Below are 16,128 nucleotides of genomic sequence, written 5' to 3' on the forward strand. Positions count from 1 at the left end.
TTTTTACAAAAATTATTGTTTTTCGGATAGTGCTCTTCTCGATTTCAACTCTCCTTCAATTTTATCCATGGTTTTATTATCGAGTGGATAAAAGCTCATAACACCAGCGACTAGAAAACTACCTGCAGCAGGAATTAAACTTACCATTAAAAGAATTCCGAAAGCAGATTCCGTTGTTTGTACTGTATTAGCCTTAAATCCATAAAAAGCTAAGATCCAACCTGCGAGCGCCGCTCCAATGGTAAGTCCAAATTTTTGAGCCATTGTAGAGGCCGACATAATTAAACCAGTCGCACGTCTGTTGTTCTTCCATTCAGAATAACTTGCCGTATCTGTATACATCGCAAATAAGATTGGTGCTGGTGGACCTGAAGCTAAACTTACGATGATATTAAGTGCAAATATCATCGTAATATTAGACTTATCAACAAAGAAGAACAGGGCTGTAAATGTACCAGCAATGAGTTGGCAGGCAATTACAACTTTCTTTTTACCAAATCGGTTACATAGTTTCTCAGTAAATGAAATGGCAATGATAGTGACTATAGTTCCTGACACTAGAAACGAACTCACTAGCGATTCATCTTCTATGTAGTACTTAAAATAATACATAACCGACCCATATCGAATGGCAACATACGCCAAGCTTATCACTCCAATAACTAGAAGTACCAACCAAGGTTTATTGCTTAATAAGTCTTTAAAATCATTTTTGATATTTGTTTTCTGCGCTTTGGGAGGCGAAACACGCTCTTTGGTGGTATAAAATGTGGTTAGAAACATAATGATAGACATAATTCCAAATACAATCATGACTCCTTGAAACCCTTTAGCTTCATTAACCACTTCAACGGACAATTCCTTAGATGAAATAGCTTCATCAAAATAGGATGAAGGGTTTAAGGTATACGTTCCAAAACCTTCTTCAAGATATAAAATATCTGTAGTGGTATCAATGTCACTTTCTAAATCTTTTCTATAAACAATTACGGTGACGTTTTTAGTTTGAAGGTTATCTTCACCTAAATCGGCATTTAAAACTAATTTTGATGCGCCAACACCATGTTCAGTAATCACAATTTGATTGGTATTTAATTCGGCTGAAAATACACTTGTGTTATCCATTCCTATGCTATTCACAAGAGGAAGCGTTAATGCCTGTACTAGTAATCCGCCAGTAAAGGCAAACATAAATCTGTATTGTGAAAAACTTGCGCGCTGTGAAGGACTTGCAGAAACAACTCCCATTAATGAAGAGTAAGGGATATTTATAGCCGTGTACACCATCATCATAAGTGTATAGGTTATATATGCGTATATAATTTTGCCTGTTAGGCTAAAATCTGGTGTTGTAAAAGTGAGTACACCTACTAATGCAAATGGTAAGGCCAACCACAAAAGAAAAGGACGGAATTTACCCCATTTTGTATTGGTACGATCTGCAATAAGTCCCATTACTGGATCATTTATAGAATCCCATATTTTTGTAATTAAAAACATGGTACCTACTACAGCTGCTGGCAAGCCAAAAATATCGGTATAAAAATACAGTTGAAAAATCATTAAGGTTTGCCATACCAGATTTGAAGCCGTATCTCCTAAACTAAAACCTATTTTTTCTTTTATTGATATATTTTCCTCTACACCAATATTTTGTTTGTCTAACTCCATTTAATTCGTTTTAGTTTTTCCTATTTGAAAATCTATGAAGATTTCCTTCTTGATTAATCCAGATTCTGGTACTTCAATAAAACCATCTGTTTGTTCTTTCCCGTCAACCAACATCTGTTGTACATCACCTCGTTTTATGGTGACATTGAATGTAGTGCCTCTGAAAACTCTTTTATACGATACATTGTTCCAAAACGAAGGTATTTGCGGTGCAATTGTAACTCCTTTTAATGTTCTTTTGAATCCTAAAAGATGATCAAAACAGTTGAGCATATTCCAAGCTACAGTACCTGTTCTCCATGGGTCATCAGAGACGTGTCTATCTTTTCGTAATGCCGATGGGCCTACATAACTATTGGGCTGTGCATAGGGCTCTGATTTCTCTTCTGAAGGCAGAATTCTTTTAAAGGTTTCAAAGGCTTTGTCGTTTCTTCCTGCAGCATAATCTGCGGCAATTTTAAAGGATGCGGCATGACAATAGACGTTGCCATTAGTAAAATTACCTTGAGGTATCCCTGTAATAGAACCGATGTCTTTATTGTATTTTGTAAATGGAGGCCAATTATGAACAGGACCAACAGGAGTATCCACCATTGGTTCCACTTTTTTCATGATGTCCTCATATTTTTCAGCATCTATAATTCCTGCAAGTACGGCCCATGACTGCGGATTTATAAATACTTGTCCTTCTTCTGAAGCATTATCTCCGACTTTATTTCCAGCATCCGTGTAAGCGTAAATGAAGTGATCTTCATCCCAACCATATTTTAAGATATTCGCTTTTATCTCATGATATCTTTCGGCACATTGTGCTTCTATTTTCGTATCACCTTTCCAACGAGCAATTTCTTCAACCACTTTAAGTGCTTTAGCTAATGCAATACTCATCCAAACACCTTCTCCTTTTCCTTCGGCACCAACACGGTCCATTAAATCATTCCAGTCTCCATGCCTTATTAATGCTAGACCATGTTCTCCTCGGTCGTTCCATAGAAAATCTAAGGCTTTTAAATTATGTTCCCAAATGGTATCTTCTCCGCTATCAGAATATGCTACAACTCTATCTAAGATGTTAAGATCTCCTGTTTCTCGAAGTATGGAATATGTGGCATGACTGATCCAACTTGGAGAATCTGAATAATGTTTATCTGCTGCTGCAACCTCCATGGAAGATACTCTGAATGCTCTTGGACAAAATCCGCTGTTTTTTTGATTTTCGAGTGCTTTTTCTAACATTTTTAAAGCGCGGTCTGGATCTATGATTGCCACACCTGCGGCATCTTGAAGTGTATCGCGATAGCCTTTAAAATAAAATCTAGCCCAATCTGCCATAAGATGTAACTGATGTTTCATCCAAACATTAAACAGATTATTAAAATCGGCATCTGGCGTATTTAATTCTGAAAGGCCTAATCTGGCTATATTTTGTTTTTTAATCGTTTCTAGTTCGGCATCAATAAGAGTACTATTGGCATATAAAGCCGTAAAGTCATCGGCTTCTGCTTCATCAAATACAATACCCATAACAATATTGATACGTTGTTCCGATCCTTCATCTAGATTCAAATTATGCTGTAAGGCAGATACCATATATTCTGTTGAAGCATCACTATCACTTAATTGTCCTTTAACGATACAGTCTGGCATTTCAAAACTGAGGTTGTGACCTAAGAATACGTCTTTGCTGATATCAAAATGATCAAAAGGTATATCGGTATAGGTGAATGCACGATATTTCTCCGTCATCACACTTACCGATCGGTTTCTAAAAAACAATCGTTGCTTTTCTGTATCGTGATAGCCATCAACGGCAGAATTATAACCATAGGTGAGATTTACTCCGTCTAAAATCACTTTTGCTACGCTAAATACGGATATGTCTCGTGGTCTATCAGATTCATTAAATACCTTTACCGACCATATTTCACCGGCTTCTTTACGAGGCACAAATATTTGAAATGTGACTTTAATGCCATTTTTCGTACTCTCTAAAGTGGTGTAACCTAATCCATGTGTGCAACTATACGTGTCCAATGCAACACCAGTTGTATTTGGGGATGCTGACCATACGTCGTTCGTCTCATTATCTCTTAAGTAAATATGTCTTGGTGCACTTCTATCATCTTGTTTTCCAAATAGGTTAGTAAGCACACCAGCTTCATTTTGATACAATGAAAAGCCATTAAGATTTTGACCAACACTGGCTAAGTATTTTGGGTTCCACAACATGTTAAACCAATCGCGAGGTGGTTGTGGATTTGTTATTTTATATTCGAGCCCGTTATTTTTAAAACTGCCGTATTTCATATTACTGTCTTCTAATGTTTTATAATGCTATATTTTGTTTTCCTCCAACAAGTGGAATCGATTTTCCTTGCCATTTAAACTCACCCGTAAGATCTTCTGGCATTGAAATCTCTGCATTTATATTATTGTCATTTTTTGAATAGCGAATTGTGATCATACCTTGAGGATGTGGAAATTCGACATCAAGTTTTTTAAGTTTTCCTAAATTTGGTTCTATTATAACCGATTTGAACGAATGTTCGCCAGGATATATGCCAGCAACAGTATGAAGAAAATCGAAGTTTGGACTCGAGCTCCACGCATGACACTCTGAACGCGGATTAATATCGGTTTCACCATAGGTCGTCATGCCATCATCAATCATACCTCTCCAAGACCCTAATAAATTGAAATACATATCTCCTAAGCCAACCTTTTGTAAAGCTCTGAATAGATAAAATTTAAAATAAATTGTAGCTTGAAAAAGGGTCTCGTCTTCAAGTACCTTTTTCATTATCTCAGATTGAATATCTTGCGTAAACGTATCGGTTAGTATCCCTAAGATATTTGTGTGCTGTGAGAATTCTTTTTTATCAGGTGTTTCGGCAATAAGCCCCTTATTTGTGTCAAAACAGCGTTCTAAAACTGATTTTTTAATTGTTTTAGACAGTGTTTGATACGATTTTACTTCATGTTCCAAATTAAAATAACGGAATACAGCTTGAGCATGATCTAAGGTTTTTGCAAACTGCAGGGCAATATTTGCTGAATAACCATCGTCTGCACCTTGAGGTATGCCACTTGGAAAGTCGATAGTCCAATCGGTAAAATTCCACCATTTTAAATTGGTAACCATACCTGTTTCATCGACGCGAGAAGCAAACCAATCGATTACCGATTTAATTCCGGGAATAAATTGACGTAAAAATTCAGGATCATTTCTATACATAAAATAATCATAAATCATATCGACCCAAATCAACGAAAAAGGAGGTATTATTTGAATTATATTTGACGGATAACGACTTTGGGTTAAACCTTCTGAGGTGCGAGAATCATCAAATTGTTGTATGGCTTTTCGCATTAATTTATCATCTCCAGATACATAAATTGAGATAAGCGATGCTATTTTTGTATCACCTATATATTGTAAATTTTCATAATAGGAATCGTAATACATCTCATCAGCAGAATTACGTAATGTTCTCCATGCTGCATCCCAAATTTTACTTAGAAAGGGATCTCCTGTCTCGACTTTTGCTTTTTCTTCGAATGGATATCCTGTATAAACACCATGGTAATCTTCTAAAACTAAAGCCTCTTCTTTTGTGGTTATTTCTAGTTCAATGAATCGATACGTTCGTCGTGAAAGTGGCTTGTAAAATCTATGGTCTCCACCATCTAGTAAAAGTATATCATAATAGCCAAATATGGATTTTCCTTCAAAATCGTTACGATTCCCTTTTAAATCTACTAGGTTTAAATTACCATCAGAAACTTTTTCATCTGGATTTACATCTTTTATTAAGGCTTCAGCATAGGTTATTCTTATTTCACTGTTCTTTCCTTTGCTGTAGGTTAATTCGGGATAACCCGTAGTGTGATATTTTTGATCTATTAGAATTTTTACTTTCGAATGTTTAGGAATTATAGTGGCTTTATTGTTTAAAAAATCGTCATTTTTTTCAATGCCATTGACGCGAATAATTTCAGGAAACCTTTCTATTTTTTCTTCCATAAAAGGAATGGTTCTCGGAACTAAATGCCAAGCTCCTCCATATAAAAAACCTCTACCCACAGCAAACTCCGTAGTTGTACTTTTAGGACTGAGCCAATGGTTGTCCTTAAATTGTAATTGATTCCAATCCCAAGGATATTTTGAGTCATCAACACGGTCGCGTGGTCCAGCAGCATAGTACGCATTCATCATCTCGCTGGTAATATTAACCGGTGAAAATGCCTGGTTTTTAATCACTTTCCAATCGGCACTTCCGGTATTAATATCCAAGTTGAGGTTTCGGTCTGCTTGTAAAATAAAAGCCGTTTGGTAAGTTACCTGTGACACACTTCTATACTCTCCAAAATTTACGACTTCAGCAGCAATAACATTTTTGCCAACGTTTAATTGATCGGCTATATTTAGTGTTTCATAACGTTGGTGTGCTGTATCTCCAATGGATGGTCCATAACAAACGCGTTTCCCATTAACAAAAAGTCTATAACGGTTATCGGCAGATACAAAAATGATGAACTCACTCATTTTCTTTTCGAGAGTAAAAACATGGCGAAAAAGAAAAACACCATAGTCTAGCGTGGATTCACTTGGGTGTGTAATCCATTGTGCTTTCCATGTATGCTTAAGTAAATTAATATCTTTTCCGGACCCATTAACCGTTACTGTTGACTCTGGTCTACTCATATTTGTTTTAAAAATTAATCGATTTTCGCTCTAAAAGTTGATACAGGCAATCCATTATTTGAGGTTAAATTAGCTTCTGTATAGGGCTTCCAAGCGTATCTTATATACAATGGTTTTTTGTGTTGGTTTGGTAATCTAAACTCTACTGTTTTAGCTTTTATAGTCGGTTCAAATTTTTCAAAATGGATGTTATCCGTACTCATTTCAAAACCAATAATAGCTTCTGATGATGTTGTTTTTAAACCACTAAATTGTCCTTTAAAATGGATCGTATAAGTGTTGTTTGAAAAGGTAATTTTATCAAACATAGGACTTTCATAATCCTTAACCATTTTATAGGTATCTCCAAGTGCTAATAACGCTAATCGCTCTCCAACAGGTTGTTTGTTTTTTGCATGTGTCTCTTGGCGATCTCCAACATCACTAATAACAACCATTTTAGTATTTGGGACTTCATTTAATAATTCGCTTTGCGCAAATCTAAACTCTGGCCATGCAGGTCTATCTTCTCTACTCGTTAATTGTGTAGAATAAAAAGGGAAATCTTCATTAAAATCTGATCGCCATAAAGTCACCATTTTTTTAAACATTGTTTTGTATAAAATAGGGGCTTCTGCGTTGGACTCACCTTGGTACCAAATAACTCCTTTGATTGGTATATTTTTTAGAGGTAATATGCCATTCTCATAATTATAACTAGGCATCCAAGGGTGTTTCTGGTTGGGATTTTCACTTAATGATATTTGATGTTTTGCCACTGAAATCATCGCGTCCTTTTCTTCCGCTTTAGCTTTCCAGCGTTGTTTTACAAAACTTGCTATAGTAGAATCTTGTTCAACATCATTTTTAGACAACCAAGATTCAATGGGAGAACCCGGAACGGCATTGTGAATAATACCGATGGGAATATTCAATTCATTTTGTAGTTTTTCTGCAAAATAATACCCAACAGCAGAAAAATACAAAACCTCTTCAGGTGTTGCTTTTACCCAACCTTTAGTATTAAAATAGTGATTGTTTTGAATTTTTTTTAATTCTTCTAAGGTATGAACCCCATCTTTACCTGTGGGGTAAGTGGGTTTCATGTTGTAAATTCTTAAGTTAGGATTGTTAGCTTTTTTAGCAACACTATCTCCATTTAAAGTACGTTTTAAATCAAGATGCATATTTGACTGTCCTGAAGCCAACCAAACGTCACCTATTAAAATGTCTGTGAGTTGAATGGATTCATCTGTTGATTCAATATTTAAACGATATGGACCGCCTGCTTCTAATGGATTAAAATTAATGTTCCAGTGACCTTCACTATTAGATATAGTACGAATTGTGGTGTCTTTTAAGGTTGCAACTACTTTGGTATCTGGCTTGTCTGTTCCCCAGATAGGGATTTTATGATGCCTTTGCAAAACCATGTGACTCGAAAAAACAGGATCCACTTTCAAGTTGTTTTGTGCACCTAAAAAAATGGAATAAAACGATAGAATAATGAAAAAAGAAACAGCTTTAATTTTCATAAAATAGGGGGAAGTCTTACTTAAAATTCGGGTTTTAATTTTGTCACTTTTATCTTATCAAACAACGCAAAGGAATCGTTTTGCGGTGCCCAATCTTCTGTAGCCCCTCCATGAAATGTTGAAAAGTAAAAAGAATCAATATCACCTTGATCCCATAAACGATAGCGGACTTCGGTATGGTCAATTACTTTAACACCATCGATCCAAACCTGCATAATTCCGTTTGGTAAATTGTTTTGATTTAATTTTATTCTCTGGGTTAAGCGGTACCATTTTCCGGTCTCAAAATATATTCCAGAATCCACAGAATCTCCATATTCAGATGTCATATCCATATAATAAAAATAGACTATGGCTTCAACGCCTGCGTTTCTTTTTACCCACATGTATCGTGCGCTCCAGCCTTCACCATTATCGGGATGATTTCCACCTGTATACGTAGAGCCGCCACTTGTTAAACCTGGTAATTTACCGCCTTCTCTAAAATCGAATCCTTCTTCGAAATACACATAATAGTCTAAGTAATATTCATTTGAGGCAGGTAAGGTTTTTATAAATTGAACACCATTAGTTTCGGGGCCAACAGTGCCTTCAGGATAATCTACTTTTAAAACTTGCCCTTTTTCTCCCTCAGGATCAACAACGATATTGGCGTTATCACCAAGTAAAGACCAGCGGATTTCTCCACCTTCACTTATTAAATTTTGTGCTGTATAGGTTCCTTGTGCTACGGTTTCAAAATCTAATTCAAAAATTACATTTTCAGCAATAGGTGTCTGTTGGTTTTCGCTATTATCCTCAACATTTTCCTGAGCGCAAGCATTCAACATCATGCCATTAAAGAATACTATAAATAAGATTGTTTTTTTCATAATTCTACGATTTGGTAATCCCTAAATGTTTATAGATAAAGTTTTTGGTGTTCTTAACTGCTATTTTTGATTCTGGAATATCATAATGACCTTGCCAAACGTGCCACATTCCTTCATAAACATCTAACTCCACGTCTTTGTTGTTTTCTTTTAGTTGTCGATACATTCTCAGAGAATTGCTCAAAAATATTTCCTTGCTTCCCACTTGAATTAGAGTAGGAGGAAAGTCTTTTGAATAATCTCCATACACAGGTGAAACGTATGGGTTTTTCCATTCCTTTCTTGGGGCATAAGCTTCAGCGCAATTTTCTAAAAACCCTTTATAAACTAGTGTAGGGTCTGTGTCTTTTAATGTATGATATGAATCTCCGATTTCATCTAAATCTAACCAAGCAGACCATAATACAACGGCACACGGTAAATTGATTTTTAAATCTCGCATTTTTAAAATTGAAGCGACAGTAATTGTGCCTCCAGCAGAATCTCCATATATCGCAATATGTTCTGCTTTATAAGTTTTTAATAATGCTTTATAAGCCGTGATGACTTCATCTAATATTTGATTACACTTTGCTTGTGGTGCTAAGGTATAATCTATGGCTATGATTCTTAAATTGCTAACATCGGCTAACGGAACACTTGATAATAACGTGACATCCGCGGGATAAAAAACGAAACCTCCACCATGGATATAAATAATGACTTTGTCGGATTCTTGATAATTCTTCGGCTTAATATCAATGGCTCTAATGCCATCCAAAAAGATGGTTTCTACATTAGGATGATATACTTCTAATAATTTAGCTAAAGGTTTTTCTGCTTCAATTTGAAACTCCTGTTGTCTTTCTTTCCATACCGAAATTGGAGCTTCAGGTTTTGGTAAATTTGCTCCAGCATTTCTACCTTTAATCGTCCAATTACCTAACATAGACTTAGCCTCTTCTGAAATTGTAGAAGGTATAGCTAATTTGTTCTCAGTCTTTTGGTTAATATTTCTCTCTTCTTGAGATGAAATTAAAGCGCTATTAGGGGGTTGTTTCATTTTTAAATATACTTCTTAATCAATTAACGATTAGTTTTTGAGTAAATGTTTTTGATGTATTTCTTAATTTCAAAATATATATTCCAGAATTCAATTGTATATCGGCATGCATTTTATTAGATTGTTTTGGCTGCACATTTTGTTGATGCACTAATCGACCTGTTAATGAATAAATTTCAAGAATAGATTTCTGACTTAACATACGACTAGAAATCGTTATTTTACCATCATTAATAGGGTTAGGATAAATACTAACAGTTGAATGTTCTATTTTAATTATTTCATCTGTATTACTGTTATAAGCTTTTCCTAGAGTTAAGGCTGTATCAAAATTTAAAACAGGTCTATAACTTGGCGTTGTATGGTCTTGAGATGCGATATCCCAATAGTTATAATTCCCTGATCCATTATAGTCTAAACTAAACCTAAAAAATATAAAGTCTCCCGTAACAGCTCCGTTATCTAATTGATTATTAATGTAGTTAACAATGTTTTGAGACGACGAACTTTGAAGATTTCCTTGTAGTGAATTTAAATCTATTATATTATCTTCTATTGCCGTAGATGTTTGGTCTGTATCATAAACTCCTGCATAATAATCGGTACTTAAAATAGTACTACTGCTTCTATATGGCAACCCATAAAGATCAACTTTATGCGCTAGGTTTCCACCACTTTGTAATAGGTGAAAATTTAAGGTAGCTGAGGTAAGCCTTTCGTTTTGTGCTAACGCTGGAATCTGAAAAGGGATTATAGCAGATGTTTTATTATTTGATCCTATTCTATGCGTATGATATCCTACCCATTGCATACCACCATTATCATAAACTGTTTGGTCATCGATACCTGCTTCTACGATGTAGTTATTTTCTTGAGGAATAGCGTTAACTTGTATATTTAATATTGCGCTATCATTTAATTCTCCATCATTAACTGTAACAGTTATGTTTGAATTTCCTTCATCTCCCGAAATAGGGGATAGCGTTATTGTTGCTGTTCCGTCTCCATTATCAATAAAAGTTGCATAACTCGGAGCATTGCTAATTACAAAAGCTAATGCATCAGTATCAGCATCTGTTGCAGATATATTTATTGTTTTAATGTCATCAACATTTAGAGTTTGACTGACTAAAGTAGACAAAACAGGTGCATTATTAACCGTAGTTGAGCCAGAATTTACTACGATATTTAAGGTTTCAGTATCGGTTGTAGTACCGTCATTTACAGAAATAGAAATACTATTTGTAGACGCATCACCAATAGCAGGCGCAATGGTTAATGTAGCCGTATCATTGTTGTTATCAATAAATGTTACAAACGGAGGCAAATTGTTAGCTGTAAAACTCAAGGTATCACCATCGACATCTGTAGCAGAAATAACTATATTTAAAGTGTTACCTTCAGCAATGGTTTGATTTCCAATTGTTGCTAAAACAGGAGCGGTATTTTCTGGAGGCGTATATCCTGATGTATTAATGGTAATTTCAGAATAATTATTCCATCCATTAACATCACTTCCAGAACCAGCAATTCTAAGATATTTTGCTGAGACATCTACAAAATCAAAATGTTCTGCGTTTGTTGTAGTTCCAGTACTTGTAGCTGAATGCACTTGAGTAAAATTACGTCCATCTGTTGAAACTTCAATTACAAAACTATAAGCTCTTGCATCACCTAAACCAAAGGTAATATCTACCGATTGAATGGTTACAATTTCGCAAAAGCCTTTTTGTATCCACTGATTACCCTCAGCAGCCCATTTTGTTTGAGTATCACCATCAAAAGCATTCGACGAAGGATTATAACCCCATGTGTCATCTTGATAAGCACTTGCCCAATCCGTGTCGCATTCATATACAAAAGTTGCCGTAGAATTAGAGGATGTATTACCTGCATAATCTTCTACATTGTTGGCAGTAATAGTATAGACAGAGTTTCCATTGAGAGCAGAACAGGTTAATGTTACCGTTTTATTATCTTCAGATAAAGTGGCTGAATTTATTGTAGCACCACCGCTTAACGTATAATTTTCTGGCAACTCCGAAGAAGCGTTAGTCACACTTTCACTAAAAGTAATGACAAATTCATCATTAAAAAATGAATTATTTGCATTAACAATTATAGGCGAAGTTGTATCTGCACTGGCTTGAAGTTCAAAAGCACCACAATCTACAGTAGCACCAACAGACCTTGGGTTCCCATTAATATCAAAAGCTGTAATACCTGTATTTACTCCAGCATCTATGGCAGGACTTCCGGCTTTAAGATTAAAATCTAAATTATTAAAATCCTCATATGCATTGGGAGCATCACTGGCCAATACTACAATATTGTTTTCTACTGTGTTAGTTGCTTCATCATACGTCCATGGTGTATATTTTACAGCTATATTGTTTCTTATAATATTCCCTGTACTTCCATTTCCTTGCTTATCATTTTTAACTTGAATCCAAGGCATAGCATCAGTGGCAGGATTGTAAGATGTAGGGGTTTTAGAAACTGTATTATTCTGAATTTTACAATTAATAGCTCCTGTAAGGGTAATACCATGATAGTGATCGGAAACTACTAAGTTATTATCTACTAATACATTTTCTGTATGACCATCGGTGATAATGATACCTTGCATGGAGTAACCTACTAAATTATCATTAACCATGGTTTGAGTTATAGGGTCTGCAAAGTTGTATATTTTATTATTTCTAATAACGACATCTTCTATAGTTCCTGCGGTAACATTATCCTTGTCGTACATCTGTATACCATCATCATGATTTATATTGTAATCTTCAATATAAGCATCTCTGATAATATTATTTTCGTAAATAGCGTACGAACCTAATGCTCTAATAGCATCTGCACCAAAATTATCGATTAAGTTATTTCGAACTTCAGCATAATCACCTTCTATTTGTAATGCAAAATATACATTTTTGATAGTGTTGTTATTAAAGATTATATTATCTCCACGAATAATAACGGCATCTTTAGAATTTGCATACCAATCGTTCTTAGACCAAGTTGAAGAATCATCGGCACATGAAAACGTACAATTTTCAATTTTTAAATAGGTCGCGTTGTCCTTTGTTAAAAACATGTAATCTCTAGTGAAACTACCGCCAGATCCATTAGTTGAAAAGGTTAATCCATCAAATGTCCAATAAGATCCATTTTCTACTTGGATCGAGGCTAAAACAGGATTCTCTCCGCTTAATGGTTTTATAGTTACATAATCAGAATGCGTACCTGTTATATAAGGGCTTCCGTGGGCTCCAGATAGTAAATAAATTACATCACCGGAATTAAACGTTTTTTGCGAAGTAAATACATCTTGTAAGCTTTTCCAAGGACTGGCTAGCGTTCCAGGGTTGCTCATGGATCCATTGACTGGATCACAATAATAGGCAGTTCCGACTACATTTGATAATTCAGAAACACTTACAACAAAGCTCATTGTTGTAGTATCTATAGTATCTGTTGCCTCAACATTAATAGTATATGTCCCGGCATCACCCTCTAAAGGTATAAATTCAAATAGCGCTGTACCATCACCATGGTCTGTAAACGTTGCAAAATTTGGTAAGGCTGTAGCGGTTATTGTTAATGTATCATTATCACTATCGGTTACAGAAATATTGACATTAAGAATGCTTTCTTCTTCTACGGATTGATTGGTAACCTCGGTAATTACAGGAGCATTATTTAAGGGAGTCGTTCCGTCTGGGTTTATAGTTACTGAAATTATTTCTTCAGTTGAATCCGTTCCATCTGTTACAGAAACAGTAATATTATAAGAATTAGCATCTCCTATTTGCGGAGATAACGTTAATAACGCAGTACCGTCTACGTTATCAACAAATGTTGTAAAACTTGGTGCGTTAGTTACTGAAAAAGTTAAAGTTTCATTATCGGCATCGGTCGCAGAAATTGAAACTTCTAAGGTTTCAAGTTCGTTCATAGTTTTGCTTCCTATTGAGGCTAAAAGAGGTGCATTATTTGCAGGCGGAGTTACTGTGCCTGTATACTCATAAGCTCCAGCATCTACACTGGTTCCCATAGATCTAGGGTTGCCTTCTAAATCTGTAGAGGTTAAATCTGTGTTTACACCTGCATCTATAGCAGGACTCGTAGCTGACAAATGAAAATCATTTGTTATATAATCAACAAAGTAGTTGCTGTAGTTAGCATAATTACTTCCATCTATGGTTATATTGTGTTCTACGGTTGATGTGGCATCATACGTCCATGTCGTATATTTAGCAGAAATATTATTTCTAATTACATTATTAAAATTGGTTTGCCCTGTTTTCGTTTGATCCGTTAACATGATCCATGGGACATGATCAGCATCAGAATATAAAGGGGATTGAACCACAGTATTATTCTGTACTTTACAATTACGCGCTCCATATAACGATATACCATGATCTTGATTATTACTCACAATATTATTCTCTACAACCCAACCATCAGCGTAGCCATCGGTAATTATTATTCCTTGCATTAAATCTCCAACTAAACTGTTTGTTTGGATAAAAGGAGTTACTGGATCTGCAAATAACATAAATACGTTGTTACGAAGTGTAATGTTTGAGATTTTTGGATCACTTTCCAAGTTATAAGCTTGAAAACCATCATCATGCTGAATAGCGTAATCGTTAATATAGCAATCTCTAATGGTATTGTTTTCGTATGTAGAATTGCTTCCTAAACCACGTATTGCGTCTCCAGCAAAATTATCAATTAAATTATTATGTACTTCTGTAAACTCACCTCTTACTTCTAAAGCATGGTAGGTGTTTTTTATTATATTATTTTCCAAATAAGCATAGTCACTTCTTATTTGAATACCACTAGTAACCTTATTGTACCAATCCGTTTTGGTCCAAGTTTCTATATTCTCAGCAGATGATATTGTTGAGTTAATGATTTTGGTATGATGTGAATTTATATCCGAAGAAAATAAAACTTGTTCTTTGGTTTTATTATTATTCGTTCCATCAATCTTAATGCCGTCAAAAGCCCAATAGGAAGAATTAACTAATTGAATTGATTTAATTATTGGCGCATTTCCGCTTAAAGCTTTTACCGTAACATAGTCGTTAAAAGACCTATTATTGATATAAGGATCTCCGTGGTCACCAGACATTAAGTAAATTATATCACCAGAATTTAAAGGTTTATTTGTGTAGACGACAGCAGCCAATGTACTCCACGGGTTCGCTTGTGAACCATCATTATTAATATTTCCGTTTATAGGATCACAATAATAAACTCCAGCGACAGGTGTTTGGTATGCTGTTACGACAATAGAAATAGTTTCAGTAACCGTTTCAATGCCATCACTAACATTAATTGTAGCTGAATACGTTGATGCATCTCCAAGTTGTGGAGACAAGAAAATAACGGCTGTACCATCACCATTGTCGGTTAAGGATGCAAAGTTTGGTAAGTTGTTAGAAGCAATGGATAGGGCATCACCATCCATATCGCTTGCGGTGATATTTACATTTAAGGTAGATTGCTCTTGAACATTTTGATTGCCAATGTAAGTCAGTGTTGGTGTTGCATTCGTAGGATTAGAAATAGTAACCTCTAAAATAGGTCTATCGCTAGTGGTTCCATAGTCTTGCGAGGCCAAATTCCATGTCTCTGAACTATTAGCGTCAGCACTAAAGCGTAAAAAAACATAATCCCCGCCTACAGCACCAGCAGTGTACTGAGCATTTAAATAAGAAACTAAATTTTGTTGAGAATTGGAGTGTAAATTTACTAATCCAGTGACGTTGTCTTCAAATATATTATCTTGAATTAGTGTTGCAGAAGTATCAGATGCTCCAACAAAATAATCGGTATTTAAATCTACGACGGATGTTGTTCTAAAGGGTAGACCGTATAAATCGATATTTGCGTTACTTGGTTGGTTACTATATGAAATAACTTCAACTGCTAAATCTGCAGATGTGATAGATTCTCCAGGTTGTAAAACAGGTAATTGAAATGGAATAATATAGGCTTGTGCATTATTATGGCCTAACCTTGCGGTTGTTTGACCAACCCACCCCCAAGAAGTGTTATCGTTTTTAATGGTAATATCGTCTGAATGTGCTGGAATAATATGAGAATTTTGTGCCTTTATAGATATAATTCCTATTAATATCATTATAAATGTATATTGAAATTTTATGATGTTCATAATAAACTATTTTAGTTAGACAATCGATTGTATTATTGTAAAAATGCTTTTTATATTTTGATAACACTTTGCTTGAGGCTACAATAAATTATCAATAGTAATATTTCTTAATCCCTTTTATATATTAT

7 protein-coding genes are annotated in these 16,128 nt (G+C 35.1%); all 7 read right to left on the bottom strand.

All coding sequences use genetic code 11. The features are described from left to right. Nucleotides 1-12 precede the first annotated feature (12 nt). The 7 genes from ACXGSQ_RS03720 to ACXGSQ_RS03750 are packed head-to-tail and all read right to left on the bottom strand — an operon-like array spanning nucleotide 13 to nucleotide 16,000. Nucleotides 13-1,671, bottom strand: coding sequence for an MFS transporter (locus ACXGSQ_RS03720; protein WP_458628297.1), 1,659 nt, complete (start codon nucleotides 1,669-1,671; stop codon nucleotides 13-15). Continuing rightward, complete coding sequence (locus ACXGSQ_RS03725) at nucleotides 1,672-3,978, bottom strand: GH36-type glycosyl hydrolase domain-containing protein (protein ID WP_458628298.1); 2,307 nt, start codon at nucleotides 3,976-3,978, stop codon at nucleotides 1,672-1,674. It abuts the gene before it with no gap. A gap of 19 nt (nucleotides 3,979-3,997) precedes the next feature. Continuing rightward, nucleotides 3,998-6,376 carry an alpha-L-rhamnosidase-related protein gene (locus tag ACXGSQ_RS03730; RefSeq protein WP_458628299.1) on the bottom strand — a complete coding sequence of 793 codons (2,379 nt, stop codon included), beginning with the start codon at nucleotides 6,374-6,376 and terminating at the stop codon, nucleotides 3,998-4,000. A gap of 14 nt (nucleotides 6,377-6,390) precedes the next feature. Beyond that, nucleotides 6,391-7,890 (bottom strand): sialate O-acetylesterase, encoded by a 1,500-nt coding sequence (locus ACXGSQ_RS03735; RefSeq protein ID WP_458628300.1) that lies wholly within the window; start codon nucleotides 7,888-7,890, stop codon nucleotides 6,391-6,393. 20 nt (nucleotides 7,891-7,910) lie between these two features. Next, nucleotides 7,911-8,762, bottom strand: a complete 852-nt coding sequence (locus ACXGSQ_RS03740) for a polysaccharide lyase (protein WP_458628301.1) — start codon at nucleotides 8,760-8,762, stop codon at nucleotides 7,911-7,913. Between the two features lie 4 nt (nucleotides 8,763-8,766). After that, nucleotides 8,767-9,804 (bottom strand): alpha/beta hydrolase, encoded by a 1,038-nt coding sequence (locus tag ACXGSQ_RS03745; RefSeq protein ID WP_458628302.1) that lies wholly within the window; start codon nucleotides 9,802-9,804, stop codon nucleotides 8,767-8,769. A 19-nt stretch (nucleotides 9,805-9,823) separates the two neighbouring features. Beyond that, a complete protein-coding gene (locus ACXGSQ_RS03750) occupies nucleotides 9,824-16,000 on the bottom strand; it encodes a choice-of-anchor Q domain-containing protein (protein WP_458628303.1) in 6,177 nt (2,058 codons plus the stop codon). Nucleotides 16,001-16,128 lie beyond the last annotated feature (128 nt).

Source organism: Winogradskyella sp. PC D3.3 (assembly GCF_054366245.1).

Excerpts from the sequence above, each read along its gene's own strand:
- ACXGSQ_RS03750 (WP_458628303.1), bottom strand. The coding sequence starts at position 16,000 with ATGAACATCATAAAATTTCAATATACATTTATAATGATATTAATAGGA.
- ACXGSQ_RS03730 (WP_458628299.1), bottom strand. The coding sequence starts at position 6,376 with ATGAGTAGACCAGAGTCAACAGTAACGGTTAATGGGTCCGGAAAAGAT.
- ACXGSQ_RS03720 (WP_458628297.1), bottom strand. The coding sequence starts at position 1,671 with ATGGAGTTAGACAAACAAAATATTGGTGTAGAGGAAAATATATCAATA.
- ACXGSQ_RS03745 (WP_458628302.1), bottom strand. The coding sequence starts at position 9,804 with ATGAAACAACCCCCTAATAGCGCTTTAATTTCATCTCAAGAAGAGAGA.
- ACXGSQ_RS03725 (WP_458628298.1), bottom strand. The coding sequence starts at position 3,978 with ATGAAATACGGCAGTTTTAAAAATAACGGGCTCGAATATAAAATAACA.
- ACXGSQ_RS03740 (WP_458628301.1), bottom strand. The coding sequence starts at position 8,762 with ATGAAAAAAACAATCTTATTTATAGTATTCTTTAATGGCATGATGTTG.
- ACXGSQ_RS03735 (WP_458628300.1), bottom strand. The coding sequence starts at position 7,890 with ATGAAAATTAAAGCTGTTTCTTTTTTCATTATTCTATCGTTTTATTCC.